This is a genomic window from Candidatus Alcyoniella australis (assembly GCA_030765605.1).
Classification (GTDB): Bacteria; Lernaellota; Lernaellaia; order JAVCCG01; family Alcyoniellaceae; genus Alcyoniella; species Alcyoniella australis.
In genome coordinates this window covers 21,556-40,207 of the sequence record JAVCCG010000091.1, presented here as the reverse complement: position 1 = coordinate 40,207, position 18,652 = coordinate 21,556, and the positions used below count along the sequence as shown (strand labels likewise).

The 18,652-nt window shown below is 61.9% G+C and carries 12 protein-coding genes; all 12 read left to right on the top strand.

The window, feature by feature from the left end; all coding sequences use genetic code 11:
- Nucleotides 1–37: 37 nt before the first annotated feature.
- Nucleotides 38–1,612, top strand: coding sequence for a glycosyltransferase family 39 protein (locus tag P9M14_09890; GenBank protein ID MDP8256050.1), 1,575 nt, complete (start codon nt 38–40; stop codon nt 1,610–1,612).
- Nucleotides 1,609–2,781: a DegT/DnrJ/EryC1/StrS family aminotransferase gene (locus P9M14_09885; protein ID MDP8256049.1), complete on the top strand. Its 1,173-nt coding sequence runs from the start codon at nt 1,609–1,611 to the stop codon at nt 2,779–2,781. The genes P9M14_09890 and P9M14_09885 overlap by 4 nt, the downstream gene beginning before the upstream one ends.
- 6 nt (nt 2,782–2,787) lie before the next feature.
- On the top strand, nt 2,788–3,588 hold the full coding sequence (locus P9M14_09880) for a prepilin peptidase (protein ID MDP8256048.1): 801 nt from the start codon (nt 2,788–2,790) through the stop codon (nt 3,586–3,588).
- On the top strand, nt 3,585–5,261 hold the full coding sequence (locus P9M14_09875) for an ATP-binding protein (GenBank protein MDP8256047.1): 1,677 nt from the start codon (nt 3,585–3,587) through the stop codon (nt 5,259–5,261). Before P9M14_09880 ends, P9M14_09875 begins: the two co-directional genes overlap by 4 nt.
- A gap of 7 nt (nt 5,262–5,268) precedes the next feature.
- Complete coding sequence (locus tag P9M14_09870; GenBank protein ID MDP8256046.1) at nt 5,269–6,699, top strand: sigma-54 dependent transcriptional regulator; 1,431 nt, start codon at nt 5,269–5,271, stop codon at nt 6,697–6,699.
- A 410-nt stretch (nt 6,700–7,109) separates the two neighbouring features.
- Nucleotides 7,110–7,697 carry a prepilin-type N-terminal cleavage/methylation domain-containing protein gene (locus tag P9M14_09865; protein ID MDP8256045.1) on the top strand — a complete coding sequence of 196 codons (588 nt, stop codon included), beginning with the start codon at nt 7,110–7,112 and terminating at the stop codon, nt 7,695–7,697.
- A gap of 243 nt (nt 7,698–7,940) precedes the next feature.
- The gene (locus P9M14_09860; protein ID MDP8256044.1) at nt 7,941–8,612 is read left to right on the top strand and encodes a prepilin-type N-terminal cleavage/methylation domain-containing protein; all 672 of its coding nucleotides are present in this window, start codon (nt 7,941–7,943) and stop codon (nt 8,610–8,612) included.
- Nucleotides 8,609–9,199, top strand: coding sequence for a prepilin-type N-terminal cleavage/methylation domain-containing protein (locus P9M14_09855; protein MDP8256043.1), 591 nt, complete (start codon nt 8,609–8,611; stop codon nt 9,197–9,199). The genes P9M14_09860 and P9M14_09855 overlap by 4 nt, the downstream gene beginning before the upstream one ends.
- 2 nt (nt 9,200–9,201) lie before the next feature.
- Complete coding sequence (locus P9M14_09850; GenBank protein MDP8256042.1) at nt 9,202–11,640, top strand: pilus assembly PilX N-terminal domain-containing protein; 2,439 nt, start codon at nt 9,202–9,204, stop codon at nt 11,638–11,640.
- Nucleotides 11,641–11,667: 27 nt separating this feature from the next.
- Nucleotides 11,668–16,620, top strand: a complete 4,953-nt coding sequence (locus P9M14_09845) for a prepilin-type N-terminal cleavage/methylation domain-containing protein (protein ID MDP8256041.1) — start codon at nt 11,668–11,670, stop codon at nt 16,618–16,620.
- 393 nt (nt 16,621–17,013) lie between these two features.
- Nucleotides 17,014–18,066: a type IV pilus assembly protein PilM gene (gene pilM, locus P9M14_09840; protein MDP8256040.1), complete on the top strand. Its 1,053-nt coding sequence runs from the start codon at nt 17,014–17,016 to the stop codon at nt 18,064–18,066.
- The gene (locus P9M14_09835) at nt 18,063–18,644 is read left to right on the top strand and encodes a PilN domain-containing protein (protein ID MDP8256039.1); all 582 of its coding nucleotides are present in this window, start codon (nt 18,063–18,065) and stop codon (nt 18,642–18,644) included. Before pilM ends, P9M14_09835 begins: the two co-directional genes overlap by 4 nt.
- Nucleotides 18,645–18,652 lie beyond the last annotated feature (8 nt).

The window sequence follows — 18,652 nt, the reverse complement described above, 5'->3', positions numbered from 1 at the left end:
GCTCACTTAATATGGTCCGCAACGGGGACAGTCAAGCATGCTCGGAAATACAAAGCGAATAGAGCGCAACTGGACGAAGCTGCTGCTGCCGCTGATCATCGCGGCCGGGGCCGCGTTGCGTTTGCCTTCGATCCTCGCCGGTCCGCAGCGCCGCGTGGGACTGTGCCTGGCCGACGACGCGTTTTACTATTTCCAGATCGCCCGCAACATCGTCAACGGCGTGGGCCCGACCTTCGACGGCAGTGTGGCTACCAACGGCTTCCACCCGGTCTACATGGCGCTGCTGCTGCCGCTGTTCGCGATTTGGCCCGAGGGCGGGGACGCGCCGGTGCGCGCGGCAATGCTGTTGCTCGCCGCGGCCTGGCTGGCCACGGCCGTGCCGCTGTATCTGATCGGCCGCGAGCTTTGCGGCCGTGCGGCCGGGCTGTTCGCGGCGTTGATGTTTTGCCTCAGCCCGTACACGGCGGTGATCAGCGGGATGGGCGTGGAGTCGCCGCTGGCCGTGCTGGTGATGGCCTGGGCCGCATACTGGCAGCTCACCCGCGTGCGCGCGCAGCCCGACGCGCCGCTCAAACGCGTGGTGGTGCTCGGCGCGCTACTGGGCCTGGCAATGCTCTGCCGCACCGACTCGGGTCTGATCTGCGTGGTATTGGGCCTGGACCTGCTGTGGTCGATGCGCTCCCGTCCCACTCGGGCCCTGCGCAACGCGTTGGTCTGCGCGGCCACGGCCGGGCTGGTGTTCGCGCCCTGGCCGCTGTGGTCGTACATCGTTCTAGGGCACGCGGGACAGGACAGCGGGTCGGCGCTGCTGGTGCTCACGCGCCACGAGCTGGCCAACTCCGGGATGGAGGTCGGATCGTACGCAACGCTCAAGCTGCGCGAGGCGCTGAACATGCACCTGTTGCGCTTTCTAGGATTTTCGACCAGGGCCCAGGCCCTGGGACTGTGGGGCGTGCTGGCCGTGGCGGCGATCGTTGCACGCATCGTGCGCGGTCCCAGCGGACGCGCGCCGGGCCGCGGCGCGTTTATTTTTGTCGGGGCCCTGGCGATCTGGCTGTTCTATGCCGCGATATTTTGGAGCCAGCGCTTTTGGTATCACGGCCACACGCTGTTCGCCCTCTCGTTGCTGCTGGGGCTGCTGGCGTGCCGGATGAGAGATCTATTCAGCGCGAGGCGCACATCGGCCGCGCTGGTTTTGATTGCGGTGCTGTTGGCGGGCTGGACTCCCACTGCGCTGGCGATTTGGAAAAACGGCGTGCAGCCGTGGCAGAGCCGATACTACCAGGCCGCACAGGACCTGGGCGCGGACCGTATCGAGGGGGTCGATCCGCACGAGCCGCTGGGCGCATTCAACAGCGGAATTTACGCCTACGTCTCGGGCCGCGAGGTGGTCAATCTTGACGGCGTGGTCAACCGCGAGGCGCGCGACGCCCTGGCGCAGGGGCGACTCGACCAATACTTGCGGCAGCGTCGGATCGATCTTATCATCGACCATGCCGAGCTGATCCAAAGCTTCGGCGACCGCTGCCAACAAGGTTGGAGCGGCCTGCGTGTCATTAAAAAGTATGGCGACGTCTTCCTTGTCAGGCTTAATCAGGAGAACAGGCAATGACCGTACCCTTGTTGGATCTCAAGGCCCAGTACGCGACCATCGGCGAGCAGCTCGAGGCCGAGGTGCTCGAGGTGATGCGCTCGGCGCGCTACGTAATGGGCCCCAAGGTGGAGCAGCTCGAGCAACAGGTCGCTGATTACGTCGGAGCCAAGTACGGCGTGGGCTGCGCCTCGGGCACCGACGCGCTGCTGCTGGCGCTGATGGCGCTGGACATCGGCCCGGGCTCGGCGGTGATCACCACGCCCTACACCTTCTTTTCGACGGTCAGCTCGATCACCCGTCTGGGCGCGCTGCCGCTGTTCGCGGACATCGAGCCCCGGACCTACAACATCGACCCGGCGCAGGTGGCGCAGATCCTCGAGCAGTGCGACCGCGACATCGAAGGGCGTGCGGTTCATCGTCCCAGCGGCCGGGTGGTCGAGGCGCTGCTGCCGGTGCATTTGTTCGGCCAGGCCGCGGACAGCGACGCGCTGCTCGAGCTGTGCCAGCGCTACGACGTGGCGCTGGTGGAGGACGCGGCCCAGGCCATCGGCACCCGCGACGCGGCGGAGCGCATGGCCGGCTCGATCGGACTGCTGGCCTGCTTCTCGTTCTTCCCGAGCAAGAACCTCGGCGGCCTGGGCGACGGCGGGATGATCACCACCGACGACGAACTGCTGGCGCAGCGACTGCGCGCATTGCGCTCCCACGGCGCGGCGGTCAAGTACTATCACGACGAGGTCGGGATCAACTCGCGGCTCGACGCGCTGCAGGCCGCGGTGCTGTCGATCAAGCTGCAATACCTCGAGTCGTGGCACGCCGGACGGATTGCCAACGCCGATCGCTATCGCGCGTTGCTGGACCGTCCCGAGCTGCGCGGCAAGGTCGAGGCGCCCCTGGCGCCGCAAAAGGGTCGTCATATTTACAACCAGTTCGTGGTGCGCGCACAGCGCCGCGACGAACTGCGCAGCTTTCTGCAAAGTCGCGGAATCGGCTGCGAGATCTACTACCCGCTGCCGCTGCATTTACAGCGCTGCTTCGCCTTCCTCGGGCACAGCGTCGGTTCGTTGCCCAACTCCGAGCTGGCGGCCGAGCAGACCTTGGCGCTGCCGGTCTATCCCGAGCTGTCCGATGAGCAGGCGGCCCAGGTGGTCGAGGCGATGGTCGATTTCTATCGGTCCGGAGAGTAGCGACAAGTGCCGATACTGCTGATTGCCATCTTTGCCTTGGCCTTCGGATCGATCGTGGGCAGTTTTCTCAATGTGGTGATCTACCGCGTGCCGCGCGAGGAGTCGATCGTCTTTCCGGGCAGCCACTGCACCAGCTGCGGCGAGCATATCGCCTGGTACGACAACGTGCCGATCCTCAGCTATCTGTTGCTGCGCGGTCGCTGCCGTCACTGCGGCGCGCACTACAGCGCGCGCTATCTGCTGGTCGAGGCGCTGAGCGGCGCGGCGGCCGTGCTGCTGGTGCTGGTGCCGGTGCTGGGCGACTATTTCTGGCGTCCGGCGGTCAACCTGCCGTTTTTCGCGTTTATCGCCGCGTTGATCGTCGTGGCGTTTATTGACATCGATTTCAAGATCATCCCCGACCGGATCTCGCTGCCCGGGATTCCCCTGGGATTGCTGGTCTCGGGCCTGCTCAGCCCGGTGGGCTGGGCCGACAGCCTGATCGGGATCATGCTCGGCGGCGGATCGCTGCTGCTGGTGGCCCTGGGCTACTACGCATTGACGCGTAAAGAGGGGATGGGCATGGGCGACGTGAAGCTGCTGGCGATGATCGGCGCCTGGCTGGGCTGGATGTCGATCCCATTCATCCTGGTGACCGCGAGCTTCGTCGGCGCCTTGATCGGCGGGCTGATTCTGCTGCGCGGCCGCGGCACGCTCAAGGCCCAAGTGCCCTTTGGCCCGTTCTTGGCCGGAGCGGCGCTGGTCTACCTGTTCGCCGGGGTGCAGATTACCCGGCTCTACGTCGACCTGCTGGCCGGGTCCGGATGAGCCGGCAGCGCGGCCTCGGTCTACGATGGGGCCTGCGCACTGAGATAGTCCTTAACATTACGCTGCTGATTTTAGCGCTGATCGGCTTGATCAGCATGGCGGTGATGACCCTCAACAAGCGCTCGCTGGTGCAGCAGCAGGTGAACTCGGGCCGCTACGTGATCGGCGGATTCCAGGCGGCGCTGTCCACGCTGGTCGATCCGCAGGACCCCGGGCAGGCGCTGCGCGAGATCTTCCCCCGGCTGCTGGCCTCGTTCGAGAACCCGGCGCAGTCGCCGCCGATCTACGGCGCGCTGATCGTCGACTCGGACTTCGACGTGATCGCCCACTCGCACCGCGCGCTGATCGGCACGCCGGCGATGGACGACCAGTTTCTCGCCGCGGCGATTCGCGGTCGGCCGGTGCACGAGGTGACCGCCAGCGGCGGCAGCCTGGGGCTCGGCCGGTCGATGGAGATCCGCTTCAGTGCGCCGCTCTTTCTGAACTCGACTCAGCAGCCGCGGGACGAACCGATCGCCTATCTGCGTTTCACGCTGCGCGACGAGCAGGCGATGGGTCGCTTTCGTCTGCTGACCCGCGGCATCCTGGCCTACGAGGCGCTGGCCGCGCTGATCCTGGTGCCGATGATCAGCCTGCTGTTAATGCGCACGGTGGTCAGGCCGGTACGGCAGCTGCTGTTGGCCACTACGCGGATCTCCGAGGGGGACTACAGCGTGCGGATTCCGCGGCAGCCGGCCAACGAGATCGGGCTGCTGGCCCAGGAGTTCAACCGCATGGCCCAGCGCCTGCAGAGCGGCCGCGAGGAGCTCGACGCGCGGATGGAGCAGCTCGAACGCGCGCACAACGAGCTGAGCTCGGCCCGCGACGAATTGATCGTCCAGGACCGACTGGCCTACTTGGGGCGCGTAGCCGCGGGCGTGGCGCACGAGATCGGCAACCCGCTGAGCGCGATCGTCGGCTACCTTGAGATCCTCAAACTCGGAGGCGATTCCGACGAGCCGATCGAGCGCACGCTGGAGCGCGCCGAGCGCGAGGTGGCGCGCATCGACACCATCGTGCGCAGCCTGCTGGATTTCGCCCGGCCGGGCACGGCGCAGTCGCTGCCGGCCGATCCCGCGGCGATCGCGCGCATGTCGGTCGAGCTGCTCAAGACCCAGCGCGCATTGGACAACTTCGAGATCGAGCTGCGGCTGGAAGAGGATATGCCGGCGGTGGTCGTGGACCAGGGGCAGTTGCGTCAGGTGCTGGTCAACCTGATCATCAACGCCACGGACGCGATGCCCCTGGGCGGGCGGATCGAGGTCGGCTGCAGCGCGGCGGCGTTCGATCCGCTGGCAATCAAACTGCCCAGCATGCGGCCGGCGCAGGGCGACGCCTCGGTTACGGACCCGAGCCACGGCGTGGTGCTCTCCGGCCCGGTCCGATTCAAGCGCGGCGATCCGTGTGTTACGATCTGGGTCCGCGACCGCGGCGAGGGGATGGAGCCGGAACTGCTGCAGCGAATTTTTGAACCGTTTTACACGACCAAGCCCGCGGGTCGCGGCACTGGACTGGGCCTGGCGATCTGCCAACGGATCGTCGAGGCGGCCGGCGGACTGATCGCGGTCGAGAGCCATCGCGGCGAGGGAAGCAAGTTCGCAATCCACCTGCCGGTGCTCGGGGAGCAGGAGTGAGCAGCCGATGAGCGGTGAGAAAAACAACAACAGCCCGGGGTCGGCTGACGATGAAGCGCGCAAAGTACTGATCGTCGACGACGAGGAGGGACTGCGGCACTCCCTGGGCGTGCTGATCTCCAAGGCCGGCTACCAACCCGTGTCCGCCTCCGATGTGGATCGGGCGTTGGAGCTGCTCGGTCAGCAGGAGATCGACCTGGTGCTGTGCGACATCCGCATGCCAAAGCGCGACGGGTTCGATTTTCTGCGCAGCCTGCCCGACACCGGACGCGACCCCACGGTGATCATGATGTCGGCTTACGGCAGCGTGGATACGGCCCTGGAGGCCCTGCGGCAGGGGGCCTACGACTACATCTCCAAGCCGTTCAAGTCCGACGAGATCGTGCTCACCCTGCGCAAGGCGGTGGAGCGCGAGCGGCTGCGGCGCGAGAACGCGGTGCTCAAGCGCCGGGTACAGCGCGTCTCGTCGTTCGAGGGGATCATCACCCGCAACAAGCGGATGCAGTCGATCTTCGATCTGATCGATCGTTTGGCCGATCACCGGGCCACGGTGCTGATCGCCGGCGAGTCGGGCACCGGCAAGGAACTGGTGGCGCGGGCCGTGCACCAGCGCTCGCCGCGCGCCTCGCGGCCGTTCGTGGCCATCAACTGCGGGGCGATCCCCGAGACCCTGCTCGAGTCCGAGCTGTTCGGTCACGCCCGCGGCTCGTTCACCGGAGCGGTGCGCGACCGGCCGGGGCTGATCGAGGAGGCCCACAGCGGCACGCTGTTCCTCGACGAGATCGGCGAACTGCCCAAACAGCTCCAGGTCAAGCTGCTGCGCGTACTGCAGGAACGCGAGGTGCGCCGGCTGGGCGAGAGCAAGTCGCGGCAGGTCGACGTGCGGATCATCTCCGCCACGGTGCGCGATTTGGCCCAGGAGGTGCGGGCCGACCGTTTCCGCGAGGATCTGTACTACCGCATCAATGTTTTTCCGATCGAATTGCCGCCGCTCAAGGAGCGCGCCGAGGATGTACCGTTGCTGGCCGACCACTTCATTCAGCGCTTCAACCAGTCGCGCGACCTTGACCAGCACTCTCCGGTACGCGGGATCGGCAGAAAAGCAATGCAGAAATTAATGGCCTACTCCTGGCCGGGAAACGTGCGCGAGCTCGAGAACGTGATCGAGCGCGCGATGGTGCTGGTGGACGGCGACATGATCGAGCCCGAACATCTGCCCACCTACATCGCCGACCCGGAGAAGGCGGTGGTCTGCGGCGACGACATGCCCCATCTACACGGTGATCTGTCGGTCAAACGCAATGCGCGGCTGCTCGAGCGCAAGTTGATCAGCAGCGCCCTGGGCCGTACCGGAGGCAACCGCAGCCAGGCCGCGCGCCTACTGAGCATCAGCCACCGAGCCCTGTTGTACAAGATTAAAGAATACGAAATTAAGTAAGCATTGGATGGTATGGGCGCTAACGGCGGGGCAAAACGCCCCTAAGCTATTACGGCAGGTCATAGTTTTTGGTCGGCCGGGCAGCCATCAGCCATTTAGGCCACAGAATTTCGCGATTTAAATCACTGTAAACAAAAACCTTTTACATTTTGGTATCTGCTGTATAGAAAAGGGCATGTTCTTTGCCTTACCTTAATAAGGTGGGAGACCACCACTCATAGGCGATAACAGCCTGTGGCGTGAGTTCGATGCTCTTTAAACGGTTTAACCTCATCAAGCGCCTGAAGTGTCAGTTATTAAGAGCTCGCGGTAGCACGGATCATCTTCGATTGAGGGCTGACACACCCCACAAGCCTTCCTGGATACCATCGGGTTAGACCGAGTTTTTCAAAATGCAGATGGAGAATATCATGGCACGCTATGTCCATGGCATACGGTGCATTGATAGTAGGGCGGGCTTCACCCTGATTGAGGTTGTGGTGGCGATGGGGATTTTAACCGTCGGCATCTTGGCGTTGATCCCGGCGTTGCTGTTCAATATCAAGTCCAACACCCTGGCCCGCAATCGCGGCCTGGCCAACCAGCTGGCAGTACAGAAGCTCGAGCACATCAAGTCCTGGCCGCTTTACTATGATTACGATTCAACTAATCGTGGGTCTTCCTCGGTGGCCAACACCACTCTCTACGGCACCGAGCCCATCTCGGTGACCAATACGCCGGTGCAATTTACTCGCAGCACCAGCGTCTACACCAACGGCACCACCGCCGACTGCGGCACCGCGATCCTGTTCGGCAGCTCTACTCACGGGGTGACACACAACCTCGACGAGGGCGACCCGGGGGTAGTGCTGCTTAATTCGGGCACGGTGAGCGCCAGCGGCTGCGGATCCAACCAATATATTGGCGAGGATTTCCGCATTGTCTTGGTGACCGTGACCTGGATCGACCGCTTCGGCGGGCACTCGATCAGCCGCCATCAGTATCTCAGGCGCGGCTGATTCCTCGGCATGAGGCAACATTATGGTAGCCGTTGATTTGTGGCTATCTGGGACGAGTGCTATGCAAACTTTGCATAGTTGCCACACCTTGGGAGCGGCTAGGGGATAAAACACATACGATTTATTATTGCAAGGCTGGAAAATATTTGATAAAAAATCGATTTGTAGACAAGGGGCACGCATGGCATAGTGCTTGCTGGATTAATTTAGACGGATAGAGCCGTCTACTATGGGGAGAATAGCATGCCCTCCAAATCGGACGAGCTGGTCGAGACGAAAGATACGGACCAGCCCAAACATACAAGCCCCGCTGATACCGAAGACGAGGATCGAGGATTCTCACTAATCGAGCTGATGGTGGTGATCGCGCTGATCTCGATCATCGCGGCCATCGGTTTTCTCTCGATCATGGGTTATCGGCTTCAGATTCGCTGCAACGCCTCGATGCGCGACCTGGCGGGTCACATGCGCATTGTGCGCGCCAGGGCGATCCGCGACGGCCGCGACTGGGTGGTCGTGTTCGACAACGACAACGATCGCTATACCTACGGCCTGGACACCGACGGCGACGGCGTTTACGACGATCAGATCCAGACCTACTATCTGCAGTCCGGGATCACCTTTGGCTACATGAGCACGCCCAGCGTGCCCGTGGGCGTTCCTCCGCATGCCACGCCGATCCCCTGCGCGATCAACATCTACGATTCGGGTTGGGGTGAGTGCCCCGGCGTGAGCAATCAGAAAGTGAGCTTCCACCGCGACGGCACGGCCAGTCAGACCGGGGTGGTCTACCTGATACCAACCATCGACACCAGCCTATCGGGCATGCGCGACGACCGGATGCGCGCGGTCGACTGGCTGGCGCCCTCAGGACAGATCCGCGGCTGGAAGTACTATCGCTGGGGATGGAAGTGATCACCAGGCGTATCTCCAGGCGGAACGGCGGCCGGGACCGCGCGGGCTTTACGCTGATCGAGGTGGTGGTGGCGATGGGGATCTTAACCGTCGGCATCTTGGCGCTGATCCCGGCGTTGCTGTTCAACATCAAGTCCAACACCCTGGCCCGCAACCGCGGCCTGGCCAACCAACTCGCGGTGCAGAAGCTCGAGCACGTCAAGTCCTGGCCGATCTACTACGATTACAGCACGTCCAATCGCGGCTCGGCCTCGGGAAGCAACACCACGCTCTATGGCAACGAGACCGTATCGGTGACCAACAGCCCGCTGAGCTTCACGCGCAGCACCAGCGTCTACACCAACGGCACCACCGCCGACTGCGGCACCGCGATCCTCTTTGGCAACACCGGCAACGGCGCCGCGCGCAACCTCAACGAGGGCGACCCGGGGGGAGTGCTGCTTAACTCGGGAACGGTAACCGCCAGCGGCTGCGGATCCAACCAATATCGCGGCGAGGATTTCCGCATGGTGCTGGTGACCGTGACCTGGATCGATCGTTTCGGCGGGCACTCGATAGATCGCTACCAGTATCTTAAGAAGGGTTGAGCATGCGCCAGGACAGCGGCACGAAAATCGACAGGGAACGTTTCAAGGGGCAACAGGGTTTTGCTCTGGTCGCCGCCATGCTGATCATGTTCATGATTCTTACCCTAGGAATCCTGGCCATGGCCACCTCGATGACTGAGACGCGCCTGGTGACCAACGAGGGCGAGGCCGACCTGATGTTCTTCTACGCCGAGCAGGTCGCCGACCGCGTGATCAACCATTTCTACTATCGCAGCTACGGCCCCTACGGCGTGCTGCGGATCGATCCCGACCAGGTCTCTGACCAGATCTCGGCGATCCGGGTCGTCGAAGACGCCGGGGTGCTCGAGGTCGATGACTCCAGCGTAGAAATCAACAGCGACCTGCAGGCCAACGCCTGGGTCGACATGCGCGACTGGGAGGGACCCCACGACCGGCGGCTGTCCAACGACATGTACATCGACGTCAAGCTCGAGGTGCCCTCCACCAACTTCGCCCGCGCCTTCCGCTTCAAGGTCAGCGCGCGCGCCTGGTGGGATTACGCCTGGTTCACCTACTACTGGACGCCCTACAACCGTTTCCGCTCCAGCCACGACTGCTACGTCGGCTCCTCGCACAACGACGACTATCACCTGCTGCGCAACTGCACCGAGACGTTCAACACCGGCGACACGATCACCGGCGATGTCTATTTAAGCGTGGACCGCGGCAACAACCGCCGCCCGCTGTTCCGCGGCTGGCCGCGGATCGTGGGCGAGGTCTCCTGGCGCCAGCCCGACGACTTTCACTTCGGCACGCTCTCCGGCGTCCAGTACCAAAACTCGCGCAACCAGTCCCTGGGCGGCTCGCGCACCGAGCATCATCCGGTGTTCACCCGCGGTATAGTTGAATCGGCCCAAACCAACGCCGGGCCGAGCTACGGCGCGATGGTCACCAGCACCAGCACGACTTGGCTGCGTCGCAACGCCGATCTGATCCTCGAGAAACCGGCCGCCGACACGGCCTACCGCATTCTATTCCGCAACGACCTGGACACCAGCGACCCGACATGCAACTGGGCCGGCGGCTTATGCAATTACGAGTTCAACTCAAGGGTGGCCTCGGCGATCACGCCCTCGATCAACGACGGCGTGGCCCAGGATCCGAACGATAAGGGGATCATGATGGTCTGGCGGATCCCCTTCGACAAGACCGACATCAACGACCTCGAGGCCGCATTCTACGGCGACACCGCGGCCCGGCGTCATGCCAAGATGATCGCCCAGGGCGGCGAGATCTGGACCAGCGGTGCAAGCTGGATCAGTGGTAACGCCAAGAGCTGTGACGGTACTCGGGCCAACACCTCGGGCGGCGCCACGTTCCGGCCCTACGACACCGAGGACGTCATGCCGGGCTTCGACTTCCTCTACGTTCCCAGCCGCGACAGCACGATCTCGGGCTGCTCGGGCACGCGCACCGGGATCATCGTGGTCTACGGCGACGCGATCGTCTCGGGCATCGTCGACGGCAGCGTGACCTTGATCGCCACCGGCGATATCTACCTCGACCACGAGATCGAGTACGAACAGAGCCCGATCCCCAGCATGCCCGAGAGCTACACCGACCCGGACGACATCGACATGCTGATGCTCGTGGCCGGCGGCCGGATCGTGATTCCCCAAAGCTATCCGAAGAAAAACGTGCTGAACCAGCACGAGATCTACCTCGACGACTGGTCCGACGCCCAGAACGGCACCGGCTGGTTCCAGCCCACCGGCAACTACGACCACCATGCCGATCCGATCACCGACGACGACGGATCGGAGGACATCCAGGCGATGCTGGTCTCCTTTGGTCGCTTCTGCACCGTGGGCACCGGCTCCGTGCCGACGGTGAGCTGTATCAGCCCCTACAGCACGGCCTCGCTCACCTCGGCCCAACGCGACGAGCTCGAGGCCTTCCGCTCCGGGTTCTACGCCATGCCCCGCACTTTTGAGGGCACCAGCTCGCGCCCCAACCCGTTCCTGGCCGATCCCTGGACCGGCACACCATATCTGGACGGCGCCAACGCCTTCGTGCCGATGGCCAACCAGTCGGGCACCCTACGAATCGTCGGCTCGGTCTACCAGTACTATCCCGGCCGGCTGAACTACGACTTCTACACCGCGGGCGTTTCCGGCTCGTCGGCCTGCACCAACGGCCAGACCTATAGCAACAACGAAATCTACAACGAGATTTACAACCCGTCGGCCGGCGGCGGAGAACCTCAGCCGGTGACCGACGGCTGCAACCTGATGGGTTTCGAGATGGTCAATGTGGTCCACGACCCCCGGCTGAAATACGCACATCCGCCGTTCTCGGTGGATAAAAGCGGCACTGGCAGAGGAATCCCATACGGCAACGGCGATTACCGGATAGTTTCCTGGGAACCGATCGGCGTTGATGACGCCGGGTGCCTGGACCACGCCGGCAATTGCTGGTAATCGCAGATGAGAGACGTTGATATGCTGATGTGTAAAAGATCAGGCAAAGCCGCTTCGAGACGCCAATCCGGGTTCAGCCTCATCGAGCTGCTGGTCGCCCTGGCGCTGGCGTTGATCCTTGTGGCAGTGATCTACTATCTGTTCGTCGCCCACTCCCAGCAGGTCATGCGGCAGGAGCGGTTGGTCGAGATCAACCAGATCGGCCGTCAGACCGTGGAATCGGCGCGCGATCTGCTGATGATGATCGGCAAGGACGTTCCGCCGAACTCCGAGCAGCCCGCCATCATTTGGGCCGCGCCCTACGAGATCGCCTTCAACGCCAACTACGACGAGGCAGTGCCTGAGTTCACCGACTCGTATCAGTTCGACGCCTTATACAGCTACGATCCGCCCGCCGAGGGGTACGGATCGTCGGCCGAGATGCTCCGCCTCTACCTGGCCGAGCCCGCAGTGGGCTTCATGTCCAACCTGGATTACTCCTATTCCGACGACGATCGTGTGCTTTATCAGTCTTACAACGAAGATCCCGGGCGCACGTCGATCATGTCCTACGGTCTGCGCTACGACGACGGCACGATGACCTATCCCAACGGAGAACATCCGCAGCCGTTGTTTTTGTATTGGGGCGATTTCGACCTCAACCCCGCCACGGTCGACACCCTGTGGGGCAACACGTCCGCACCCAACGATTCGCTGGACAGCACCGAGATCGGCAACCTGCTGCGCGGCAACTACAGCTATCGCTTGCGATATCCCTGGATGTCCTCGGGCTATCAGATCAACTTCAAGCCGCCGCAGGGCGCGGTGTTTATCAACCAGGACGGATCATTCCCGAGCAACAGCGAGGATTTGGGCGGCGTTTCGGCCAACGACGAGCTCGACGACGGAGAGGATCTGAACTCCAACGGACGGCTTGACTACAACCTGCTCGACGACGTGATTCACCGCATCGAGGTTTCGGCCACGGTGATCGCCAAGGAGCCGGACTACGACGCGCCGTCGGTCAACGGCACGCCGTTTTTAGAGACAACGGTGCGGCTCTCGGTGGCCCCGCGCAACCTGCGCACCTTTCGCGACCCGGACTGCGGCGATCCGCCCGAGCCTCCGACCAACATCGATGTCGAGAACGACGAGTGCGGTCGGGCGATGAGAATCAGCTTCGACCGCTCGCCCGACGACGGCACCGGCGTCAACGACGTTGTCTGGTACGACATCTATAAGAAGCTCAATCCCGAGGAGGGCGGCGGATCGGGCACGTTTCAGTACTATACCTTCGTGCCGGCCACAGGCCAGGCGAGCTACGTGTTGTACGACCGCTCGATCGTTGCCAATTGGGGCGATCCGGATTTCCCGATCTCCTACACCTACCAGGTCTATGCCGTGGACTGCGGCAACTCGCGCAGCACTGCGCTGACCTCGGCGCCCGAGGCGGCGGTCGAGATTCACCCCAACAAGCCCAAGACCGACGACTTCTACGGCTACGCCACTTCCGGTTTCGAGCCGCCGGCCTCGGGAACGCGCTGGGGCTCGATCATGCTCAACTGGTCACCCAGCCAATCCGGCGGAACAGAAGATCCCAACGTCGATGAGTATTGGATCTACCGTTCGGCGCCCAACGAGCTATACGAGGTCGACAACGTCCCGATCGCCAAGATCGATATTGACGACGCCGACACCTCCTGCGCCAACAGCGCGCTGAGCGACTGGGACGCCGTGGAGCAGTGCCGGAACGATCTCAGTCCGCCCTCGCAGTTCTTCAAGTTCAACGAGCGTTACTACTGGTTCGACGAGGACGGCAGCCCCGGCCGCGGCGAGGGCGGCGGCAGCATGTTGCCGCTGGATTCGCAGCAGTGGGGGCTCAACGGCGACGAATACCGTTACTACTACGAGGTCCGCGCCTACGAGCGCGACGGCACATACGCCGAGTGCCTCAGCGATCCCGAACCGATGAACTCCGATTGCGGCGATTACTTCGACGTTCAATCGTGCGGCCGCAAATCGACCAACCTCGGAGTCGGATCGTCGTTCAGCCCACCGACGGACCTCGAGATCGACGACGCCTCGACCGTGATGCACAACGGCGATGTCACGGCACGTTTCAGGGTTACCTGGGGCGAGTCGCTCAACGACGTGGACGACGGAGGATTCAGCGAGGTTCCCAACTACTACTACATCTATCGCACCCCGGAGCCCTACGGCTTCTACGACGCGTTCGGCGACCCGAACTACAGCGATATGGTCGTGTTCGTGGCCAAGCCGCAGACCGCAAGCGGCAACACCTTATATTGGTACGACTCCAACGCTCTGGCGACCAACCCGCAGGACGACGAGCACAAGATGTTCACGGTCACCTCGACCATGGAGCCGGACTGGAGCAACCCCGTATCGCCGGCCACCGATTCGACGGACCCCAAATACAATCTGATCTACGCCCCGTCCAACCCGACTCCCGCGGACAGCTACAACTACGTCTACTCGGTATCCGCGGTCTACGGCGACGGAAGCGGCACGACCGTGGGTCGAGCCTACGCGCCGTGGAACTACAGCTTTAGTTGTCCCAGAGAATCGGCCTGGGATTGCGCAGAGGGCGAACTGCCCACGTACATCGACCTCGATGCGAACCCGCCCACCTCCTCGCAGTGCAACCTGGTCGGGCCCATCGACATTCAGTGGCACTTCAGCAGCCCACTGCCGCCCGACGGCACCCTGTTCACAGTGCTGGCTCGCGAGAACGTGGTCGGCTCTTGGGAGTTGGTCGACGAGGTCACCTACAGCAGCATGATGGGCTCGGTGGCGGTGGCGACCCACGGCTACTATCCCGCGGCCAGCTATATCGGCCAGGATCCGGGCACGATCTACGAGTACATGGTGATGTACAGCGACGAAGTCGGTTGTACGCGCACGATCAACCTGGGCGTGATCCATCCGGCGGGATTCCCTGACATCGCCACCTTCTGTCTACGCTCGGCTGCCTGTTCCCCGCCGTTGACCAACTACGACTGCGATACCGGCCAGCTCAAGTTCTGGATATTCGACGCGGTGCCCTATTGCCGCGACTATCAGACCCCAACCCCGAACAAGACCACCACGCCCGCGGACAACATCTACTACCGCGTACAGCGCTTCCCGTGGACCACCGTGTTCTCCGGCGGCACCTGGGACGAGGACTGGTCGCTGCACGCCGAGTTCGACCAGGTGGTCTGGGCGGGCCAGGACCCCGACGGCTGGCAATCGGCCGGCGGTTTCGGCATCCAGGAGATCACCGACCAGACCTACCGCACCTTCGAGATCTGGAACTACGTCGACCCGGGGAAACGCTACCTGTACTCGGTGACCACGATGATCGATCACCCGGGCAACGGGACTGCGGAGTGGGACCCAAGCTGCACCGATGAGTGCGCCAAGTGTCCGCGGCCCGCAGGCTGCCCCGCGAGCTGCACCATGCCCTGCTGCGGCGGGGTCGGCCAAGATCAGTGCAACTCGCACCGTCCGGGACAGTCAACAACATATCCATGGGACGATCGGATGTTCTGGTTCGCCGACCAGGTCTGCTGGCCCTCGGGACTGCCGGTCGACGCCCATCCCTATTACGATCTCAGCGGCTATCCCACGGCTAACGCCCAATATCAAATGAGTTGGTCGTGGTGGGCCCGGGATGACGGCGACCCGCTGTATCACAACGGCAACCCCAACCGTCAGGGCAAGTTCGAAGAGGGCGACTATCCGTTCGAGAGCGCCGAGTTCATTTTGCTCGACTGGTCGATCTCGTTCAGCACGATCTTCGGCGACGTCCATTGGGAGTTCTACATCGGCGACCATATCTTCGAGGTCGACCCCAGCGGGTATGCGCGCACCGACTTCGACGGCCTGCTGGGCTACCTGTTCAGCCTGATCTTCGAGTTCACCGGAGACTTTGGCTACAACATTTGCGCCTTCTGCATCGACCTGTGGCTGTTCGAGGTCTGCGTCACCGACTTCTGGGACTCGTGCTACGAGGACATGACCTACATCAAGAACCACACCTTCTTGTGGTCGAACAACAACGGCATAAACAAGGAGTGGTGGGGCAACACCTCGACCTCGACCAGCTGCCACATGAAGAACATCATGGTGCAGTACCACACCAAGGTCTATAACCCCTATACGCCGGTGGGCGACGCGATTCACTATTACGACAACTCGATGTCCATGGCTTTCCGCGGACGGCACAACAACAACGACCCCAGCTACTGGGGCAAAGGCTTCGATCACTACCAGATCGAGATGGACTTCAACTGCACCTACAAGTATGGGGGCAATCCCGAGACGCATCACTGCCTGGCCAGTACGCTCTCCTACTACCGGATGCCCGGCGCCAACTACGCGCCGCTGTTCTCGTACGCCACCCCGCAGAAGAGCGCGGTGAACGAGATCAACGCCTACTCCGACGACGACTGGTGGAGCATCTTCTACATCGTCTGCGACGAATCATCAGCGCCCAACGCCAACCCGGACCTGCCCGGGGCGGACACCACCCACGTCTATTTCTGGGCCGCACCGGACAACAACAGAACCTGGGATTGGCAGTACCGCTGGTACAACACGCCGCCGATATTGGCCTACGGCTCGGACAACTCCCACGCTTGTTACGACGCCAACGGCGTGATTCTCGGCGTGTGGCCCGACGGACCGTTCGAGCCGACCGACGACTACGACTACGAAACCGGACGCATCGGGATCTACGCCAATCCGTTTGTCAAGCTGCGCGACTTGTGGTGTACGCTGTTCTGGTGGGCCGGCAATTGCGAAGGCTACGGCACCACGCGCGAGGCCTACGACATGATTCGCGTGACCGAGTTCTGCGGACAGTGTCCGCCGCCGGCAGTGATGAACTACGATGACAACGACTGCCAGAACCAACTGGAGTGCAATCAGTACGGCGGCGAGTGGAGTCTCAACCATCGGCCGTGGCCGTTCGGCGGACCGGCTACCTGTGATTAACCAGTAAAGTGGATTCTTAAGTGTGGCTTAGTAACGCTTAGGCAAATAAAAAAAAACCAACGGATCGCAAACGTCGAGGAAGGCAGCCGGCCACCTCGGCGTTTGTTTTTTTACAGATAGAATGGAGTATCCCCCCTGTTGGTAACAATATGATTTTGAATGTAAATATTTGTCACACAATGCGTTTGCGGCCTTTGTTTCACTGCTTTGCGCCTCGGCGTTCGTTGGAAACAACGGGACTCCGCCTGCAATACGTTTTGAAAATACAGAATATTCCGCCAGCCGTTCAATAAAAAATCCTTGACAAGATTGGCTAATTAGAGATATCAGTATTCCAATATAAGGCTGTACTAAAGCACTGCTGTGCAATTGTAAAGCGAAGGACGGTCGCGCATGTTCAGTAGAGGGAAGTCCATACTCGGCCTGGATATCGGGTCAAGCAGCGTCAAGGCGCTGGAGCTCAAGGAGGCTAAGGGCGGACTGCAATTGGCCTCATTCGGCATTGAGCCCCTGGCCCCTGAAACCATCGTCGACTCGACCGTTATGAACGCACCTGCCGTGGTGCAGGCGATCCGCCGGGTGATCCAGGCAAACAACATCAAGACCAAAGAGGTCGCGACCTCGGTGTCAGGGCACTCGGTGATCATCCGCAAGATCACGCTGCCGATGATGACCGAGGAGGAGGTCGCGAGCAATATCCAGTGGGAGGCCGAGCAGTACATCCCGTTCGACATCAACGAGGTGCACATCGACTTCCAGATCCTCGAGCCGATGAGCGACGACCAAGAGAGCCTCGACGTGCTGTTGGTCGCAGTCAAGAAGGACATGGTCAACGACTACGTTGCCGTGATCCGCGAGTCGGGACTCAACCCGGTGATCATGGATGTGGACGCCTTCGCCGTTCAGAACATGTACGAGGTCAACTACGAGGTCCAAAAGGGCAAGCTGATCTCGATCGTCAATATCGGCGCCTCGGTGATCAACATCAACATCGTGCGCGGCACCAACTCGGTGTTCACCCGCGACATCTCCCTGGGCGGCAACCAGTTCACCGAGGAGATCCAGAAACAGATGAGCGTGAGCTTCGAGGACGCCGACAAGATCAAGTGCGGCGCCGGCTCCCCCGAGCAGCTGGAGAAGGCCGCGTCGATCATCCAGAACGTGGGTAACTCCGTGGCCCTCGAGACACAGCGCAGTCTCGACTTTTTCACATCGACTACTTCCCTGGGCCACATCAGCAAGGTTTATCTGTGCGGCGGCAGCGCCAAGGCCGTCGGACTGTCCAAGATTATCGAGAACCAGATCGGCATACCGGTCGAGCTGTCCAATCCGTTCAATACTATCGAGATCAATGCCAAGATCTTCGACAAAGAGTTTATCGAGGCGAATGCGCCGCTGGCCGGCGTTGCCGTCGGTCTGGCGTTACGGAGGAGCGGCGATAAATGATTCGCGTTAACCTACTTCCGGTTGAGAAGCGCAAGACCCCAAAGGCCAAGGGCAAGGGCAAAGAGCGACGGGAAATCCCGTTCATGACGATTATCATCGGTCTGTTGCTGGCGGCCATCGTCTCGGCGCTGTGCTTCTGGTACTTCCTGCTTATCGAGCAGAAGATCCAGTCAGTACAGATGCAAAGCGAGCAGGTGCGATCAGATATCGCAAAGCTCAATGTGACGATTCAGGACGTCGAGTCTCTCGAGAGTGAGATCAATCAGCTCAAGCAGAAGATCCAGATCATCGAGAACCTCCAAGAAGCGCAAACCGGACCGGTGCTGATCATGGACGAGCTGGCCAAGTCCCTGCCGCAGAGGGTCTGGATCGAGAGTTTCAGCGAAAACGGCACCAGCATCGAGATCAAGGGAATTGGGGTGAACAACCTCGTGGTAGCCAACTTCTTGGAGAACCTCGAGAAGTCACCCAAGTTCCAGCAGGTAGAGCTGAGCTCCAGCGACAGTACCACCAAAGCAGGGTACAGCGGAGAGACGCTCAAGAAGTTCATGGTCTCGGCGCTTCTAGAGGATATGTAGCAGGTACC

Coding starts and splice junctions, on each gene's coding strand:
- P9M14_09890 (MDP8256050.1), top strand. CDS start 38: ATGCTCGGAAATACAAAGCGAATAGAGCGCAACTGGACGAAGCTGCTG.
- P9M14_09885 (MDP8256049.1), top strand. CDS start 1,609: ATGACCGTACCCTTGTTGGATCTCAAGGCCCAGTACGCGACCATCGGC.
- P9M14_09875 (MDP8256047.1), top strand. CDS start 3,585: ATGAGCCGGCAGCGCGGCCTCGGTCTACGATGGGGCCTGCGCACTGAG.
- P9M14_09870 (MDP8256046.1), top strand. CDS start 5,269: ATGAGCGGTGAGAAAAACAACAACAGCCCGGGGTCGGCTGACGATGAA.
- P9M14_09865 (MDP8256045.1), top strand. CDS start 7,110: ATGGCACGCTATGTCCATGGCATACGGTGCATTGATAGTAGGGCGGGC.
- P9M14_09860 (MDP8256044.1), top strand. CDS start 7,941: ATGCCCTCCAAATCGGACGAGCTGGTCGAGACGAAAGATACGGACCAG.
- P9M14_09850 (MDP8256042.1), top strand. CDS start 9,202: ATGCGCCAGGACAGCGGCACGAAAATCGACAGGGAACGTTTCAAGGGG.
- P9M14_09845 (MDP8256041.1), top strand. CDS start 11,668: ATGTGTAAAAGATCAGGCAAAGCCGCTTCGAGACGCCAATCCGGGTTC.
- pilM (MDP8256040.1), top strand. CDS start 17,014: ATGTTCAGTAGAGGGAAGTCCATACTCGGCCTGGATATCGGGTCAAGC.
- P9M14_09835 (MDP8256039.1), top strand. CDS start 18,063: ATGATTCGCGTTAACCTACTTCCGGTTGAGAAGCGCAAGACCCCAAAG.